The sequence below is a fragment of the Bradyrhizobium sp. HKCCYLS3077 genome, assembly GCF_051167555.1.
GTDB lineage: Bacteria > Pseudomonadota > Alphaproteobacteria > Rhizobiales > Xanthobacteraceae > Bradyrhizobium.
The window spans coordinates 933,318-950,933 of the sequence record NZ_JBNPTH010000001.1 but is presented as its reverse complement, the minus strand read 5'-3'; the positions used below and the strand labels follow the sequence as shown (position 1 = coordinate 950,933).

The following is a 17,616-nucleotide window of genomic DNA, read 5'->3' as shown; positions in this document are numbered from 1 at the left end:
CTGCACAAAATTGGATCAGCCTTCGAAGCGACTGTCAAAGCAGAATCCGGGCCAATTTCGCAAGATGGAAAGGATCGATTGTCGCACCTTTGCGGTGCGACAATCTGCGCTGCACAGCACCCGGAAAATGGAACTACGCGGCGGAACTGTAGCCCTGCACCAGCGAGGCCAGATGCTGCAATCGCCGCGTGTGCTCAGCTCTCGCGATACCAGTTCGGCAGCTGCCAGAGATCGTTGTCCCAGCCCGAGGAGTGGGTCTGCAGACCCTTGCGGATGCCGCTGACGCGCGGACGGTTGAGCTCAGGCAGCACGTGACGGCCCGCGCAGACCAGGTCGTTGAGCTTGATATAGAGCGCCGCGCGCTTGACCGGGTCGAGCTCGCGCAGCAGCTCGTTGTAGAGGTCGTCATACTCCTTGTTCTGCCAGCGCGAGACGTTGCGGCCCTGCCATTTGTTGGCCTTGCTCGCCGCTTCCCAGGAGACGTACTGGCTCAGGAACGATTGCGGCTCCGGCGACGACATCGTCATCATCAGCATCTCCATGTCGCAATAGAAATGCGAGTAGGTGTCGGGATTGGCGACGTCAGAGGAGAAGAACACCGAGCCCACCACCGATTTCAGCTCGATCTCGATGCCGGCCTTCTGGCAGGCCTGCTTGATGATCGCCTGGTTCTTCTGCCGCGGCCCGTTGGTCGAGGTCTGGAACACGAATTTGAGCTGTTTGCCGTCCTTCTCGCGCAGCCCGCTCGCGCCCTTCTTCCAGCCGGCGTTCTCCAGGATCTGGTTGGCCTTCTCGATGTTGAACTCGAAGCTGGTGTTCTTGGAACGGTAGCGCTCGGGATTGTTGACGCAGTTCGCCGTGGCGATGCCGCCGCGCCCGTAGATGAACTTCTGGATCGAGGCGCGGTCGATCAAGAGGTTGATCGCCTCGCGCACCGCGGGATCGGAGAACAGCGGATGCTTGGTCTTGAGGCTCGCGCGCTCGCCGTCGACCTCGACATTGGGGTCGGTGGCGTTGAGCATGATGAATTCGAGATTGCCGGTCGCCACGATCTCGGCCACGCCGGTGCCGCCGGCCTCGAGCTTGACCAGGATCTCGTCCTCGACCTGCAGATTCCAGGCGTAGTCGTATTCCCCGGTCTGCAGCACCGCACGGGCCGCCGACACGGCGTCGCCGCCGCCCTTGATCTCCAGCGTATCGAAGTACGGGCGGTTGGCGACGTGATAGTTCGGGTTGAGCTTGGCGGTCAGCATGTCGCCCGGCTTGAAGTCGACGAAGAGATAGGCGCCGGTGCCGACGGGCTTGAGATTGTTCGGCGCCTCGCGCGACTTGGCGCCGACATAGTCGCCGAACAGATGCTTCGGAATGATCGCGCCGCGGCCGCCGACGAAGGCGGTGAACCATAGCGGTGTCGGCTTGGCGAACACGAGGCGAACCGTGTGGTCGTCGATCCGCTCGATCTCCTTGATCTCCTTGTAGTCAGCGATGGTGACCGCCGACGTGTCCGGATTGGTGGCGAACTGCCAGTTGAAGATCACGTCGTCGGCGGTGAACGGCTGGCCGTCGTGCCATTTGACGCCGGACTTGAGCTTCCAGATCACCCAGGTCCCGTCCGTGGCGACCGTGCCTTTCGCGACGCTGGGGATCTCGGCCGCGAGGACGGGCACGAGGTTGCCGTCGGCATCCCATCCGGCCAGCGGCTCGTAGAACGCCCGCGCCGCTTCCTGATCCTTGGCGCCGATGGCGAAATGCGGGTTCAACAGCGTGGGTGCCTGCCAGAACAGGATCTTCAGCGGCCCGCCGCCGCCGGCCTTGGTCGGCTTGTAGGGAAATTCCTGCGCCGCCATCGCCACTCCCGAATTGGCCAGCATCATGCCGGCCAGCGGCGCGGTCAGCCCGAGCGCGAGCATCCGCTGCACGAAGTCGCGGCGCGACAGCCGCCCCGCCTTCACCGCAGCAATCTCGTGGCGCAGGTCCTGTTCGTTCATTTCAGTCTCTCCAGATCGTCGACAGCACCGGCGCTCGATCGCGCCGGACGGCTCAACCGACGCAGCGTCGCCGGTTCCCGCGCACGATAGGGACCAAACGTTACCGAGAAAAGGTATCTCCTTAGCGCTCGGCCTTCAGCCTGCGGAATCGGACACCCTTGCCGTCGGGCATGCGGGTGGCGACATAGCCGGCCGCCAGACACGCTTCGCGCTGTGGCATCTTCTCCTGCGGGCTGCGCAGACTATCCCACCACGACGCCCGCTGCGCCGCGCGCGGCAAACTGTCGCCGATCAGCTCCTCGATCTCCTCGACGCTGAGCACGAGCTCGGGGCGGGTCTGCCGCTTGAGATAGTCGCGCAGCGCATCATAGTCCGGCAAGTCTCGACTCCATGCTTCTCGACTCCATGCTTCTCGACGCCATTCTTATCGATTCCATCTTCATCCGAGCGGGCGCGGCGGCCGCGCGACCGTCGCAACCCCTCGTTAACCTAACATGCGTTACTCCCGGGTGACCCGTTACTCTACGGACGGGACTCCACGGGGGTGGGACCGATGCCACTGCAGCGCCGAACAGGCCGGGCAAAGCAGCCGTGGCGGCTATCGGCGCGCACGCTCATCACCTGCTCCATCTCGACCATCATCGGCTTCTCCGCCATCTGCGCCAGCGTCATGATCGACCTTCGCCGCGGCGAGGCGGTGCGCGCCCGGCAATCGCTGGAGAATCTCGCCGCCGGCATCGGCGCCGACATCAGCCGCAACATCGAGCTCTACGATCTCTCCTTGCGCGCTGTCGCCGCCAACATGTTGCTGCCCGAAATCAACGAGGTCAGCAAGCCGGTCCGCCAGCTCATCCTGTTCGACCGCGCCTCCTCCGCGAAGAATTTCGGGGCCATCAAGGTATTCGACGCCAAGGGACGCCTGACCATCGACTCGTCGACGCTCGATCCGGCGCCTGACGATCGCAGCGACGCCGACTTCTTCCAGGTCCACCGCGATCGCAACGACGCCGGCCTTCAGGTCAGCCGGCCCGCCGAGGACCGCGGGCAATATTCCATCGTGCTGAGCCGGCGCATCTCCGCGCCCGACGGGCGCTTTCTCGGCGTCGTCGCCGGCACCATTCGCCTCACTTATTTCCGCGACCTGTTCAGCCGCCTGTCGCTCGCGCCGGGCGTCAGCCTGACCGTGCTCGGACGCGACGGCACCGTCATCGTGACGGCCCCGCTCGACGCCGGCGCGATCGGCCGCAACCTGGCCCGGGCGCCCGCGGTGACCCGTGCGCTCACCGAGCCGGCCGGCTGGCTCAGCAGCACCGGCGCCTTGGACGACGTGCCGCGGCTCTTGGTCTGGCGCAACGGCACCGAGCCGCTGGTGGTGATCGCCTCGAGGTCATGGGACAGCGTCTACGCGGTGTGGCGCAACGAGGCCGCCCAGATCGGCGCGCTGATGCTGGCGCTGATCGTGTTCGTGCTCGCCGCAACCCAGGTCGCCGCGCGCGAGATCCAGCTGCGAGCCAAGGTCGAGCGGCGGCTGGAGCAGCTCGCGACCACGGACCCGCTGACCGGGCTGAAGAACCGGCGCAAGTTCGACGAGACCATCGAGATCGAATGGCGGCGGGCCCATCGCGCCGGCGCGCCGCTGGCACTTCTGATGATCGATGCCGATCACTTCAAGTGCTACAACGACACGCACGGGCATCAAGCCGGCGACCAGATCCTGGTCGGCATCGCCGTGTGCATCTCCGACTCGGTGCGTCGCGCCGGCGATTGCGCCGCGCGCTATGGCGGCGAGGAATTCGCGGTGCTGCTGCCGGGGACGGCGGAAGCCGATGCGCTGCATGTCGCCGAGACGATCCGCTGCAAGGTCGCGCTGTGGGCGGGCGATGCCTGCAACACGTCGATCAGCATCGGCGTCGCCAGCGTCACGCCGTCTCGCACGACGCACTGGACCGGCCTGCTGCATGCCGCCGATACCGCGCTCTATGCCGCCAAGGCGGCCGGCCGCAACTGCTGCGCCACGGCGAGCGTGCCGCAACTCGCGACGACGCCCGTCCCGCCATCGCTGGCGGCGTGAGGCCGCCAGCTCTTAGCGCTATCCTTCGAGATACTTCTTCATGTCGGCGCGCAGGCCGTCGCGCAGGTCGGAACGCGCCATGGCGAAGGCGATGTTGGCCTTCAGGAAGCCGGACTTCGAACCGCAATCATGCCGCTCGCCGTCGAAATCGACGCCGTAGAATTTCTGCGTCTTCGACAGGCCGATCATCGCGTCGGTCAGCTGGATCTCGCCGCCGGCGCCGCGCTCCTGCGTCGCCAGGATCTTGAAGATCTCCGGCTGCAGGATGTAGCGCCCGGTGATCGAGAAGTTCGACGGCGCGGTGCCCTTGGCCGGCTTCTCGACCATGCCGTCCACCTCGAAGATCTTGCCGTCGCGCTTGCCTACGCCGCAGATGCCGTATTGATGGGTCTGGTCGGCCGGCACCTCCTGCACGGCGAGCACGTTGCTCTTCTCGGGCAGCTTGCTGGCGGCAGCAATCATCTGAGCCAGGCACCCGGGCGAGTTGAGCACCAGCTCGTCTGGCAGTACCACCGCGAACGGCTCGTCGCCGACGATGTCGCGCGCGCACCACACGGCATGGCCGAGGCCGAGCGGCGCCTGCTGACGGGTGAAGCTGACGGCGCCCGCCTCCGGCTGGTCACGCGCCAGGATATCCATTTCGGTCTTCTTGCCGCGCGCCGCGAGCGTCGCGTCGAGCTCATACATCCGGTCGAAGTGATCTTCGATCGAGGTCTTGTTGCGCCCGGTCACGAACACGAAATGCTCGATGCCGGCTTCCTTGGCCTCGTCGAAGACATACTGGATGAGCGGCTTGTCGACGATCGTCAGCATCTCCTTCGGCATCGCCTTGGTGGCGGGAAGGACGCGGGTACCGAGGCCGGCGACCGGAAAAACGGCTTTGCGGATCTTCATGGCGACAGATTAAACCTTGTGACGATATGAATGCGAAATCGATCGCATCTTGGTAGCTCGTTTGCAGCCGAGAACAAAGGCGGATGTTGGTCGAGGGTTCCGGCCGACCCGCGTGCGACGGCTAAATTTCGCTGCGGAAATCATCAACCTTGTTAATCTCCTGTTAAGAAGCAACGCGCCTCCTGGGAGGCCTTGTTTCAGACGCTGCACGGATCGACGCATGGCAGAACGGGCCGAAATGGCGAGAATCATGAGAGCCGGTGTGCTGGCAGCCATGCTGGCGGCGGTGTCCGGTTCCGCATCGGCGCAGTCGAGCGGGGGTCCGCTGAACTTTCTCGACAGCCTGTTCACGGGCACGCTGAGCAAAGGCAATCCGGCCCCGAATCAGCCGGCCCAAACACCGTCGGGCAACGGCCCGCTGCCCTGGAGCGGCGAGGACGGCGCCTCCGGCCATCCGCTGATGACGGCGGCCGCGATCCGCGACGCCGCCGGCAATTTCGACGCCTGCGTCGCCGGCATGTGGCCAGATGCCGCAAGACGCAACATCACCCAGGACAATTTCCAGCGCTTCACCGCAGGGCTGTCGCCGGACCTGCGCATCATGGACCTGCTCGACGCCCAGCCCGAGTTCACCAAGTCGATCTGGGACTATCTCGACATCCTGGTGAACGACAATCGCCTGGCCAAGGGCCGCGAGGTGCTGGCGAAGTACAAGGCGCAGTTCGACGCCACCGAGCGCGCCTATGGCGTCGACCGCTACATCATCGCCTCGATCTGGGGCATCGAATCCAACTACTCGACGCAGATCGGCGATCGCAGCGTGCTGCAGTCGACCGCGACGCTCGCCTGCATCGGCCGCCGCCAAGCCTATTTCAAGGACGAGTTCCTGTCGGCGCTGGAGATCCTCAACCGTGGCGACCTTCGCCCCGAACAGTTGCGCGGCTCCTGGGCCGGCGCCTTCGGCCCGACCCAGTTCATGCCGACCGCGTTCAAGCGCTTCGCCGTCGATGCCGATGGCGACGGCCGCCGCGACGTCGTCGACAATCCCGCCGACCTGATCGCCTCGACCGCCAACAACCTCAAGAAGGACGGCTGGCAGAGCGGCCAGAGCTGGGGCTACGAGGTCGTGGTTCCCCAGGGTTTCAACTACATGCTCGCCGACCGCGCCAAGAGCATGAGTTTTGGCCAGTGGGAGCAGCTCGGACTCAAGCGCGCCAATGGCCAGCCGTTCCCGGCGACCAACGAGAAGGCCTACCTGCTGGCCCCGGCGGGCGCTCAGGGCCCCGGCTTCCTGATGCTGCAGAACTTCCGCGTCATCATGAAATACAACCCGGCCGAGGCCTATGCGCTGGCGATCGGCCATTTCGCCGACCGGCTGCGCGGCGCGCCGGCCTTCGTCCAGGCCTGGCCGCGCGAGGAACGCACGCTGTCGCGGGCGGAGCGGCTGGAACTGCAGCAGCTGCTGGCCGACCGCGGATATTACCGCGGAACCCCGGACGGCCAGTTCGGTGGCCAGACCCGGGAAGCGCTGCGGAACTTCCAGGCCTCGATCGGCGCCCCGGCGGACGGTTTTGCGACCTCCGAGGTGCTGGACCGGCTGCGCGGGCGCTGAAAGCCCGCATTTTCGGCCTGAGCGGTAACCTTTCGGGGCAATCGCGGGGCCGATCAACACCATCCGGTGAATGCCCGTTTGCGGCCTGATTCGGCTCCTATTATAAGGTTGCGACGATTTCGCCGCGCGACGGGTGCGCATGTCAAAGCTGAAGTCCTTCCTCAAGCTGTTGAACGAGCCCGGCCCGCTGGTGGTGCTGGCGGTCGTCATTGCCATGCTCGTCGGCATTGCCGGACCGGCCTCGGCCCAGTTCTTCAATTTCAACCCGTTCGCCTCGCCGCGGCCGGCGCCCCGCGGTGGCGGGGGCGGCGGTGGCTGGTTCGGCAACGACTTCTTCGCGCCCTACCCGCAGCAGCAGCCGAAGAAGGTCACGCAGGATTATTCCAAGGCGCCTCCACCCGAGAAGCGCGACAGCGCTCCGGAGCGCTACGTCCTGGTGCTTGGCGACGGCATGGCCGACTGGCTCGCCTACGGCCTCGAAGACGCCTATTCCGAGCAGCCTGACATGGGTGTCACGCGCAAGATCAAGACCAATTCCGGCCTGATCAAATACCAGCCGAAGGGTGACCCCGCCGACTGGGCCGCCGCCGCCAAGGGCATCCTGGCGACCGAGCGCGCCGACGCCATCGTCATCATGCTCGGCCTCAACGACCGCATCTCGCTGCGCGAGCCGGTGGTGGAGAAGACTGACAAGCCCGACGACAAGAAGGCGGCCGACAAGGCCAAGAAGGACGCGAAAGGCAAGCCAGGCGAGACCAAGCCCGGCGAGGCCAAACCGGACGGCAAGACAGACACGGCCGCCAAGCCCGACGACAAGCCGGCTGACAGCGACCTGCCGCAGGACGAGGCCGACAACGACACGCCGGCCGTCGCCGCGCCGGAGAAGGCCGCGCGCGCGCCGGGCGGCCTGTACGAATTCCGCGACGAGCGCTGGGCCGAACTCTACACCAAGAAGATCGAGGAGATGATCGCGGTCGCCAAGAGCAAGGGCGTGCCGGTGCTCTGGGTCGGTCTGCCCGCGGTGCGCGGCCCCAAGGGCACCGCCGACACGCTCTATCTCGACTCGCTCTATCGCGATGCCGCCGGCAAGGCCGGCATCACCTATGTCGACGTCTGGGACGGCTTCGTCGACGAGGCTGGCCGCTTCCTGCAGAAGGGCCCCGATTTCGAGGGCCAGATCCGCCAGCTGCGCTCCTATGATGGCGTCTATTTCACCAGGCCGGGCGCCCGCAAGCTCGCCCACTATGCCGAGCGAGAGATCAACCGCCTGCTCGCCGCACGCTCCGCGCCGTTGGAGCTGCCGAGTGAGCCGGCGACGCCCGACGCCAATGCGGTCCCGGGCCAGCCTGCGCCGCGGCCGGTCGCCGGCCCGATCCTGCCGCTGGTCGCCTCCTCGGTCGGCACCGACCAGTTGCTCGGCGGCCCCGGGTCGCGTCCGGCCAATGTCGATGCCCTGGCTGCGCGGACTCTGGTCAAGGGCGAGGCGCTGAGCCCGCCGGCCGGTCGCGCCGACGATTTTGTCTGGCCGCGCCGCGAGGTCGGCCGCGAACAGGCCAAGGAGCCGCCGAAGGAGCTCACCAAGCCGGATACGCCGGTCGCCGCGACGTCTCCGACCGAGGCCGCCCCGGCAGCCCTGGGCCAGCTTCCAGCACAGCAACGGCAGAAGCGCCTGACGACACCGGCCACGCCCGCCCAGCAGCAGCCCTCTCAGGCCCAGCAGCCCAACCCCGGCATCCGCGACTTCTTCGGCTTCGGCGCGCCCCAGCCGCAACAGCAGCCGGCGAGGCCCCCGGCCGCGCGCAATCCGAACGCGCCGCCAAGGCCGCCGGGCTCAGTCGGCCGCGCGGCAGCGGTGCTTGAGGCGCCGCCGCGGTAGCGGCGGGATGAGATCCACGAGCGACGTGTCTCGTTCAAGTCGAATGATGAGACGTGATGAGGCTGGGTGGCTGCTCTGCACGACCCTCGCCCGATGACGACCAAGACAGGCGCCACGATCGCCGTCTCACCCTCCCCTGGAGGGCAGCGCAATCGCATGTGGCGATCGCCGTTTTGTGCTCGTCTCTCTCCACGTCGTCATGGCCGGGCTTGTCCCGGCCATCCACGTCGGCCGGCATGCTGAGAACGACGTGGATGCCCGGGACAAGCCCGGGCATGACGGAGTAACTAACTTGCAGGATCGTTCGTCGAGACAGCCTGGAATTTCCACACGCGATTGCCCTGCCTTCCAGGGGGAGGGTGAGAGCGGGGCCACTCTGCGAGCTGCGCGCTTGATCGAGACAACCGCGCGAGTTTCTACGAAGCGAGTCCGCGGACACACGCGACGCTCCAGCGACATCAGCCTCAGGCTCCTCAGGCCATTCAAAGCCGATCGGCCCGCATTCGCGATCGAATGCGGGCCGACGGGGTTGTCGTCGCCTGAAGGTTCTACGGAAACTCAGTAGCGCCAGCGCTGGGGCTGCGGACGGCTCGACGGCCGCATCAGCATGGCCAGCAGGAAGCCGATGCCGCCGGCGACCAGGAGCGCGCCCATCGGGTTGTCCTGAACCCGCTTGGTGAGCGCCTGGGTGCCGTCACGCAGCGACTCGGTGCTGTTGCCGAAGGTGTCCTTGGCGAAATCCATCGCAGCGTCGCTGGCCTCGCGCGCGGCGTCCTTGGCCTGGCCGTACATGTTCTGCACGACGCCGGACGCCTCACGAGCCCGCCCTGAGGCCTGCGTGCTCTTGTCGCCCAGCATTTCGCCGATGCCGCCCTCAACCTTGCCTGCGACATCCTTGGCCGTACCGGTCAGCCGATCCTGATCCATTGCCGCTCTCCTTCTCTGCGCTGTGCGGGATTGCTGGCCTGCTAACCGGCCAGCACGGCGCAGGTTCCGGACGACTACAAAATCAGACCGCCATCGACCACGAGCGTCTGGCCGATGATGTAGGACGCCAGCGGAGATGCCAGGAACAAGGCCGCGCCCGCCATGTCCTGCGGCGTGCCCAGCCGCCGCAGCGGGATGCGCTGCAGCGCGCCCTCGAGACGCTGCGGATTGGCCGTGGTCACCTTGGTCATCTTGGTATCGACCAGGCCGGGCGCGATGCCGTTGACGCGAATGCCGTCCTCGGCCCAGGCCTCGGCCAGCGTCCGCGTCAGTCCGACCGCGCCGGTCTTGGAGGCATTGTAGGCCGGGTTGCCCATGGTCGAGTGATAGGCCGCCGTCGACGACACGATGATCAGCGATCCCTTGGCGTCGCGCAGCGCTCCGTGAAACTTCGTCGCACACGCCATCAGGCTCATGAGGTTGACCTCGACGACCTTGCGGAAGCCGTCCATCGCGAATTCGCCGCGCCGGTAGAGCACCGCGCCCTGCGCCAGGACCAGCACGTCGAGACGGTCGAGTTTCGGCGCGAACGCCTCGATCGCGCTCGGCGAACTCACATCGAGCTGATGATAGGTCAGACCCTGGAGATCGGAGCCCTCCTCCGCGGAATAATCCGCCGCGCTCGCGCGCGTGCCGCAAATATTGACCTGCGCCCCCTGCGCGCGAAAAGCCTGCGCGATGCCGTTGCCGATGCCGCTGGAGCCGCCGACCACCAGCACCGAGCGTCCCGTGAAATCGAGCGCGTTCATCTCCCTGCTCCGCTTGTTGTTGTTGATCTGCCTGTGTGGGGACAGGCCTTGAGGCTGTCAACGTCTTGGGGACATGCCACGCTCCTTCCGAATTCCGGCGGGCGGCAGCGCGTCAGTTCATCGGCATCAGGCGCAGCAGACGTCCCGGTGAATCGTCCTCGATGATCCAGACCGCACCATCGGGAGCGACCGCGACATCGCGAATGCGATTGCCCATGTCCCAGCGTTCAGCCTCATCCGGCTGGCCGTCGGGCCGGAATGCGACGCGCACCAGCGCCTGGGCCCGCAAACCGCCAATCAAGGCCGAGCCTTTCCATTGCGGAAACATCGCGCCCTCATAGAAGGCGAGCCCGGCCGGCGCGATCACGGGATCCCAGTACAGCAGTGGCGCCTCGAGATTCGGCCGCGTCGCGTGACGCGGGATCGGCGTGCCGTCGTAATTGTCGCCGTTCGAAACCAACGGCCAGCCATAGTTCTTGCCCTGCACGATCAGGTTGAGTTCGTCGCCACCGCGCGGCCCCATCTCGTGCAGCCAGAGCCGCCCGTCGGACGCGAAGGCCAGGCCATAGGGATTGCGATGGCCGGTGGTCCAGGTCTGTGCTGGCACACCCTTGTCCTCCGCCTGCGGATTGTCCGACGGCGTCGAGCCGTCGAGATTGAGCCGCAGCACCTTGCCGCGCGCCTGGCGCGGGTCCTGGGCGCTGGTGGGCTGCATGCGATCGCCGACGGTCAGGAACAGATGCGTGCCTTGCGGATCGAATGCGATGATGCCGCCGGGCTGGCCGCCGCCGCCGGACGGCGTCTGACGCCAGATGACCTTGGGGTCGTTCAGCGTCACGCGATCATTCGCGAGCGACAGCTCGGCACGGGTGAGGACGAGCCGGCTACCCTCGGCGCTCGGCTCGGTGTAGGTGATGTAGACCTGCGAATTTGTCGCGAAGCCTGACGAAATGGCGACGTCCAGCAGCCCGTTCTGACCACGCGCCGCGACCGCGGGCACGTTGCCGATGTCGCGCTTCTGGCCGCTCTGCGTGACCAGGAACATCCGGCCCGGCTTCTCCGTGATCAGCATGCGGCCATCGGGCAGAAACGCGATCGCCCAGGGTGTGTCGAACTCGGCGATGCTCTTGGCGTCGAACGGCCGCACCGCGCTCGGCTTGCGGCCGCCGGCATTGATGCTGTCGGCATGCGCGGTGGTGCCCGCAACGAGTCCCACCACAAAAGCCATGCATGCGAATGTCTTGGAGAACGCCATGATCACTCCAGTGTGTCGATCCCGATCGGATGCAACGTGCATTCGGCCATGCCGGATCGGTGCCTACCGAATGCGCCCGATCAGTGATAGTGCCGAGAACGCGCAAGCGATGCGCATATTTCCGTGAGCCGCAAATATGCAGGACCACAAGCAACTCAGCCGCTCGGTGGCGGAATTGACCGTGCTGATCACAGGCGCGGCCTCGGGCATGGGCCGCGCGACCGCGCGCGTGTTCGCCGACGAGGGCGCGAAAGTCGCCGTCACCGATGTCGATGCGGACGGCGCCCGCGCCGTGGCCGAGGCCATCACGACATCGGGCGGAACAGCGCAGGGCTGGCGGCTCGATCTCAGCGATCCCACGGCCATCACGACCGTCGTCGGCCAGGCCGCGGCGCATTTCGGCGGCCTCGACATCATCATCAACAATGCCGGCATTTCCGTGCGCGTCGCGATCGACGATGACGGCTATGACGAGGCCTGGAGCAGGGGACTCGCGGTGATGCTGACCGCGCAGCAGCGCATCATTCGTGCCGCGCTGCCGCATCTGCGGCGCTCGACGAGCCCGCGCATCGTCAACATCGCCTCGACCGAGGCGCTTGGCGCGACCGCGATGCACAGCGCCTATTCCGCCGCCAAGGCCGGCGTGACCGGGTTGACGCGCTCGCTCGCCGTCGAGCTCGGACGCGACGGCATCACCGTGAACTGCATCTGTCCGGGGCCGATCACGACCGCGATGACCGCGCGCATCCCCGACGAGCAGAAGGCAACCTATGCGCGGCGCCGGACCGCGCTCGGACGCTATGGCGATCCCGAGGAAGTCGCGCACATGACGTTGAGCCTGTGCCTGCCGGCCGCCTCGTTCATCACCGGCGCCGTCATTCCGGTCGACGGCGGGCTGATGGCGCGCAACGCCTGACCCTGACCGTCCGGCATGTCAGCCGTGCGCGGCGGCGCGCGGCCTATGAATTGACTTCGCACCTCGCGGGCGTAGCCTCAGGCATCAGAAGCGAACGTCAGTTCGCCATCATGAGGACACGCAAGGAGGACGCCATGGCCATCGCCATCCGGCAACTGCATCCGCATTTCGTCGGCGAGGTCTCCGGCGTCGACCTGCGCCAGCAGCTCACTCTCGACGAGATCGCGCAGTTGCAGACCGCGATCGATCACTACGCGGTGCTGGTGCTCCATGACCAGGACATCACCGACGAACAGCAGCTCCGCTTTGCGCTCAGCTTTGGCGACCGCGAGCAGGCGCGCGGCGGCACGGTGACGAAGAAGGAGGACTACCGGCTCTCGACCGGTCTCAACGACGTCTCCAATCTCGGCAAGGACGGCAAGCCGCTGCCGCGGGATCATCGCACGCATCTGTTCAACCTCGGCAACTGCCTGTGGCATTCCGACAGCTCGTTCCGGCCGATCCCGGCGAAGTACTCGATCCTGTCGGCGCGCGTCGTGAATCCGAAGGGCGGCAACACCGAGTTCGCGGACATGCGCGCGGCCTATGATGCGCTCGATCAGGAGACCAAGGTGGAGATCGAGGATCTCGTCTGCGAACATTCGCTGATGTATTCGCGCGGCTCGCTCGGCTTCCTCGACTACACCGAGGAGGAGAAGGAGATGTTCAAGCCGGTCAAGCAGCGGCTGGTGCGCACGCATCCGGCGCATGGCCGCAAGTCGCTGTATCTGTCATCGCATGCCGGCGCCGTCATCGGCATGAGCATGCCCGAGGGCCGGCTGCTGCTGCGCGATCTCACCGAGCACGCCACGCAGCCGGAGTTCGTCTATGTCCATACATGGCGGCTGCACGATCTGATCATGTGGGACAATCGCCAGACCATGCACCGCGTCCGCCGCTACGACCAGTCCCAGCCCCGCGACATGCGCCGCGCGACGGTGGCCGGCACCGAGCCGACGATCGCGCAGCAGGCTGCGGAGTAGCTCGTCGCGGGAGCTCTGCCTTGACGTCATGGAGAGATGTTCGCCGAGCCTCAACACACCGGTGTCGTCCCGGACAAGTCCGGCAGCGCGCAAGCGATGCCGGACGCCGATCCGGGACCCATACTCCGTGACATCTATTGTTAGGTCCGCTCGATCGGCACCGTGCGTCACCACACCCGCCTCCGCGTATGGGTCCCGGCTCGGAGGCCGGGACGACCCGGAGGAACAGCGGGTTCTAACCAAACCTGTTGTGAACTTCGAGAGCGGCAGGAGCGGTGCCACACCGCCTAAGCGTGCCCCGCGGCGTTGGACAGCATCCCCGGATCGATGCCGATCTTGCGCAGCGCCAGATCGTATTTGCTCTCGACATTGTCGCCGAAGATCAGCTCGGGATCGGCATCGCAATGCAGCCAGCCATTGTCCTGGATCTCTTCCTCGAGCTGGCCGGCACGCCAGCCGGCGTAGCCGAGCGCGAGGATGGCGTGCTTCGGGCCATTGCCCTTGGCGATCGCCTTGAGGATGTCGATGGTCGTGGTCAGGCAGACGCCGTCATTGATCTTCAGCGTCGCATTGGCGATGAAGTAATCGCTGGAATGCAGCACGAAGCCGCGTCCGGTATCGACCGGACCACCGCTCAGCACCTTCATCGTCTCGGCGCTGTCCGGCAGATGGATCTGGTCGCTCTTCTCAATGATATTGAGTTGCATCAAGAGCTGCGGGAAATCGATGCTGCCCGCCGGCCGGTTCACCATGATACCCATGGCGCCTTCGGCCGAGTGCGCGCACAGATAGATCACCGAGCGCTCGAAGCGGGAATCGCCCATCACGGGCATCGCGACCAGCAGCTGGCCATCGAGATATCCACCTTGCGAGGCGTGATCCCCGATGCCGGTCACTTTGCGGCGAATGTCGCCCAGCCTTTTTGCCTCAGGATTCATCCGCAAGGACTCTCATGATCGTTGATATCCTGATATTGGGATGCGCATCTGTCAATCAAGGTTCAGGGCACCGCGACGAAATCGACCTCACAAGCAATTCAATGGTTTGCGCCTGAAGCTCACTCTAAAGACGTCTCATGTCCGCCTTGGTTCCTCACCACTCCGCCACACTGTTCATCGTCTCCGTCCTGTCGTCCTGCCTGGCGTTCGGCGCGCAGGCGCAGGACTCCTCGCCCTGGCAGCGCGACACCCACTCCGCCGTACGCCTGCTTGCGGGCTCACGCAGCGGCCCTGTCATGCTCGGCGGCATCGCCATCCAGCTGCAGCCGGGATGGAAGACCTATTGGCGCACGCCCGGCGATTCCGGTGTGCCGCCACGGTTCGACTTTTCCAAGTCGGACAACGTCGAGGCGGTGACGGTTCTGTGGCCGGCGCCGACCAAGTTCGATGATGGCGCCGGCGGCCACTCGCTCGGCTATCACGACCAGGTCGTGCTGCCGCTGCGCATCGTCGCCAAGAGCGCGGACAAGCCGATGACGTTGCGCGCCGACATCAGCTACGCGGTCTGCGAGAAGATCTGCATTCCGGTGGAGGCCAAGGCGGAGCTCGCCTTCACCAGCGTCGCCAGCACCGAGGATGCCTCGTTGTCTGCGGCCCTCGATACCGTGCCGAAGCCGGCCAATATCGGCGATCCCATTCCGCTGACGATCCGCGACGTCAAGCGCGACGGCAAGAAGGACGTCATCGTCGACGTCGCCGTGCCCGACCCACGCGGCGTTCAGCTCTATGTCGAGGGCCCCACTCCGGACTGGGCGCTGCCGATCCCGGTCGCCCGCGACAGCGGCGCACCGGGCATCAAGCGCTTCGCGTTCGAACTCGACGGCGTCCCGCCGGGCGTCAAGCCGGATGGTGCCGCGCTGAAATTCACGCTGGTCGGTCCCGACAAGGCCTACGAATTCAACTTCAACCTGCCCTGACGGCGCCGCCGCGGCGCATCGCGTTGGCCCTCGGGCCCAACCGATTCTTAACGATGCGTTGATAGGAAGGTTACCATCGCCGCCATCGGTGCGGACGTGGAGCCTGATCCTGCCGTGGCCGTGATGGACGCCCGTAACGAACGCGTATCGACCGGCCTCGTCGCCCGCCTGAAGGCGCGCCTGGCCGCGCTCGGCGGCAGTGGCGACGCGTCGCTGACGCGGCGGCTGGCCGGCACCATCTTCATCATTCGCGTACTCAGCGCCGGCCTTGCCTATCTCAGCCAGATCCTGCTGGCGCGCTGGATGGGCGGCTCCGACTACGGCACCTATGTCTATGTCTGGACCTGGGTGCTGCTGCTCGGCAGCATGCTCGATTTCGGCATCGCCTCCTCCGCGCAGAAGATCATTCCCGACTACCGCACGTCGAACCAGCCGGCGCTACTGCGCGGCTTCCTCGCCGGCGGCCGCTGGCTGACCTTGGCGACCTCGACCGCCGCCGCGCTGCTGCTCGCCGGACTCGTCGCGCTGCTGTCGCCGTGGATCGATCCGAGCGAGCGCATGCCGCTTTATATCGGCTGCCTGACCCTGCCCGCCTTCGTCGTCGCCAACACCCAGGATGGCATCGCACGCTCGCATGACTGGATGACGCTCGGGCTGATGCCGCAGTTCATCATCCGCCAGACCCTGATCATCGGCTTCACCGCGGGCGCCTTCGTGCTCGGCCTCGACCTCGGCGCCACCGCCGCGATGGCCGCGAGCGCCGCCGCGGTGTGGATCGCGATGCTCGGCCAGATGGTGGTGCTGAACCGCAGGCTCGATCGCCATGTCGCGCGCGGACCGAAGCAGTATGATCTCAGAGGCTGGCTCGCGATCTCGCTGCCCATCCTCCTGGTCGAGAGCTTCTATCTGCTGTTGTCCTACACCGACGTGCTGGTGCTGCAGCAGTTCCGCTCCTCCGAGGAGGTCGGCATCTATTTCGCGGTCGTCAAGACGCTCGCGCTGGTGTCGTTCATCCACTATGCGATGTCGGCGACGACGGCGCATCGTTTCGCCGAATACCACGCACTCGGCGACAAGGCCCGGCTGTCGGCCTACGTCGCCTACGCGATCAAATGGACGTTCTGGCCGTCGCTGGCCGCGACCCTGGTGCTGCTCGCGCTCGGCAAGCCGCTGCTCTATCTGTTCGGCGCGCAATTCACCGCGGGCTACGATATCATGTTCATCGCCGCGATCGGCCTCGTCGTGCGCGCGGCGATCGGTCCGGTCGAGCGGCTCCTGAACATGCTGGGCCAGCAGCGCGCCTGCGCGATGGCCTATGCGGCGGCCTTCGTCATGAACCTCGTGCTGTGCGTCCTGCTGGTGCCGCAGTTCGGCGGCCATGGCGCCGCAGCCGCGACCTCGCTGTCTCTGGCGTTCGAGACCGTGCTGCTGTTCCGCATCGTCAAGCAGCGCCTTGGCCTGCACGTTCTCGCCTTCGGCAAGGCAGCGTGAGGGAACTCAGCCGGCACGATCGTTGCGTCATCTTGTCCCTTCTCCGGCAGAACTAAGAGCGTTATCAGCATCCGGCCCTCACGCGGTGATCACGCAAGTGTTGAATGCAACGCCTTGATATTGGCGCGATGTTCCGGGCAGATCATTCGACCGCGCGTTGGGGGAGATCGAGATGTCGAGACTGGGGCTCGCGATGGTGCTGGCTGCACCGTTGCTGTTGGCAGGCTGCATGGAGGCGACGCTGTCGCCGACCACCGATGCCGCCTTGACGCCGCGCGACCGGCAACTGCTGGCGCGTGCGCCCTACGCCGAGGCGAAGATTCCCGACCAGTTCCAGCGCCACATCGTCGAATACACGCGGCAGGAACAGCCGGGCACGATCGTCGTCGATACCGATGCGCGCTTCCTCTATTACGTGCTGCCCGACCGCAAGGCGGTGCGCTACGGCGTCGCCGTCGGCGAGGAGGCGCAGGCCTTTTCCGGCGTCGCCACCGTCGGCAAGCTCGCGGAATGGCCGGACTGGGTTCCGACCGCGGACATCCAGGCGCGGCTCGGTCCCTATCCGAAGCGCGTCGCCGGCGGCCCGGCCAATCCGCTCGGTGCCCGCGCGATCTATCTCTACGAGGGCAACAAGGACACGCTGTACCGCATCCACGGCACCAATCAGCCCGAATATATCGGCCAGGCGATCTCGTCCGGCTGCATCCGCATGACCAACATCGACGTCGCCGATCTCTACAATCGCGTGCAGCTCGGATCGACGGTGGTCGTGCTGCCGCCCGGGCAAAGCGTCGCCTCCTCCAACACGAACGTGTTCGCGCGCCGCAGCTGACGGCGCGC

At 66.1% G+C, this 17,616-nt stretch carries 15 protein-coding genes; 8 read left to right on the top strand and 7 right to left on the bottom strand.

Annotated elements, in window-relative coordinates:
* Positions 1 to 194: 194 nt before the first annotated feature.
* Complete coding sequence (locus ACQR0Z_RS04170) at positions 195 to 1,988, bottom strand: peptide ABC transporter substrate-binding protein (protein WP_434917767.1); 1,794 nt, start codon at positions 1,986 to 1,988, stop codon at positions 195 to 197.
* A 121-nt stretch (positions 1,989 to 2,109) separates the two neighbouring features.
* Entirely contained in the window at positions 2,110 to 2,367 is a 258-nt protein-coding gene (locus ACQR0Z_RS04165; RefSeq protein WP_434856261.1) for a DUF7662 domain-containing protein, read from the bottom strand.
* A 174-nt stretch (positions 2,368 to 2,541) separates the two neighbouring features.
* Here ACQR0Z_RS04165 and ACQR0Z_RS04160 point away from each other — a divergent pair, with 174 nt between their 5' ends.
* Positions 2,542 to 4,059, top strand: coding sequence for a sensor domain-containing diguanylate cyclase (locus tag ACQR0Z_RS04160; RefSeq protein WP_434856262.1), 1,518 nt, complete (start codon positions 2,542 to 2,544; stop codon positions 4,057 to 4,059).
* Positions 4,060 to 4,077: 18 nt separating this feature from the next.
* Here ACQR0Z_RS04160 and galU read toward each other — a convergent pair whose 3' ends face one another.
* Positions 4,078 to 4,953 carry a UTP--glucose-1-phosphate uridylyltransferase GalU gene (galU, locus tag ACQR0Z_RS04155; protein ID WP_434917766.1) on the bottom strand — a complete coding sequence of 292 codons (876 nt, stop codon included), beginning with the start codon at positions 4,951 to 4,953 and terminating at the stop codon, positions 4,078 to 4,080.
* A 250-nt stretch (positions 4,954 to 5,203) separates the two neighbouring features.
* Here galU and ACQR0Z_RS04150 point away from each other — a divergent pair, with 250 nt between their 5' ends.
* Together ACQR0Z_RS04150 and ACQR0Z_RS04145 are read left to right on the top strand one after the other, a co-directional pair.
* A complete protein-coding gene (locus ACQR0Z_RS04150) occupies positions 5,204 to 6,565 on the top strand; it encodes a lytic murein transglycosylase (RefSeq protein WP_434917765.1) in 1,362 nt (453 codons plus the stop codon).
* A 139-nt stretch (positions 6,566 to 6,704) separates the two neighbouring features.
* On the top strand, positions 6,705 to 8,441 hold the full coding sequence (locus ACQR0Z_RS04145) for an SGNH/GDSL hydrolase family protein (RefSeq protein WP_434917764.1): 1,737 nt from the start codon (positions 6,705 to 6,707) through the stop codon (positions 8,439 to 8,441).
* Between the two features lie 558 nt (positions 8,442 to 8,999).
* Here the strand turns inward: ACQR0Z_RS04145 and ACQR0Z_RS04140 are convergent.
* From ACQR0Z_RS04140 to ACQR0Z_RS04130, 3 genes are all read right to left on the bottom strand, one after another.
* On the bottom strand, positions 9,000 to 9,368 hold the full coding sequence (locus tag ACQR0Z_RS04140) for a CsbD family protein (protein WP_434856266.1): 369 nt from the start codon (positions 9,366 to 9,368) through the stop codon (positions 9,000 to 9,002).
* 74 nt (positions 9,369 to 9,442) lie between these two features.
* Positions 9,443 to 10,177, bottom strand: a complete 735-nt coding sequence (locus ACQR0Z_RS04135; protein ID WP_434877938.1) for an SDR family NAD(P)-dependent oxidoreductase — start codon at positions 10,175 to 10,177, stop codon at positions 9,443 to 9,445.
* Between the two features lie 112 nt (positions 10,178 to 10,289).
* A complete protein-coding gene (locus tag ACQR0Z_RS04130; protein ID WP_434917763.1) occupies positions 10,290 to 11,405 on the bottom strand; it encodes a PQQ-dependent sugar dehydrogenase in 1,116 nt (371 codons plus the stop codon).
* Between the two features lie 163 nt (positions 11,406 to 11,568).
* On the opposite strand from ACQR0Z_RS04130, the gene ACQR0Z_RS04125 reads away from it, so the two are divergent.
* Both ACQR0Z_RS04125 and ACQR0Z_RS04120 read left to right on the top strand, forming a co-directional pair.
* On the top strand, positions 11,569 to 12,348 hold the full coding sequence (locus ACQR0Z_RS04125) for an SDR family NAD(P)-dependent oxidoreductase (protein WP_434917762.1): 780 nt from the start codon (positions 11,569 to 11,571) through the stop codon (positions 12,346 to 12,348).
* 134 nt (positions 12,349 to 12,482) lie between these two features.
* Complete coding sequence (locus tag ACQR0Z_RS04120; RefSeq protein ID WP_434917761.1) at positions 12,483 to 13,370, top strand: TauD/TfdA dioxygenase family protein; 888 nt, start codon at positions 12,483 to 12,485, stop codon at positions 13,368 to 13,370.
* Positions 13,371 to 13,657: 287 nt separating this feature from the next.
* Here ACQR0Z_RS04120 and ACQR0Z_RS04115 read toward each other — a convergent pair whose 3' ends face one another.
* Entirely contained in the window at positions 13,658 to 14,308 is a 651-nt protein-coding gene (locus tag ACQR0Z_RS04115) for a YqgE/AlgH family protein (RefSeq protein ID WP_434877934.1), read from the bottom strand.
* A gap of 137 nt (positions 14,309 to 14,445) precedes the next feature.
* Here ACQR0Z_RS04115 and ACQR0Z_RS04110 point away from each other — a divergent pair, with 137 nt between their 5' ends.
* From ACQR0Z_RS04110 to ACQR0Z_RS04100, 3 genes are all read left to right on the top strand, one after another.
* Positions 14,446 to 15,285, top strand: a complete 840-nt coding sequence (locus tag ACQR0Z_RS04110; RefSeq protein ID WP_434856272.1) for a protein-disulfide reductase DsbD domain-containing protein — start codon at positions 14,446 to 14,448, stop codon at positions 15,283 to 15,285.
* A gap of 114 nt (positions 15,286 to 15,399) precedes the next feature.
* The gene (locus tag ACQR0Z_RS04105; RefSeq protein WP_434917760.1) at positions 15,400 to 16,776 is read left to right on the top strand and encodes a lipopolysaccharide biosynthesis protein; all 1,377 of its coding nucleotides are present in this window, start codon (positions 15,400 to 15,402) and stop codon (positions 16,774 to 16,776) included.
* Between the two features lie 172 nt (positions 16,777 to 16,948).
* On the top strand, positions 16,949 to 17,608 hold the full coding sequence (locus ACQR0Z_RS04100; protein WP_434917759.1) for a L,D-transpeptidase: 660 nt from the start codon (positions 16,949 to 16,951) through the stop codon (positions 17,606 to 17,608).
* Positions 17,609 to 17,616: the final 8 nt, after the last annotated feature.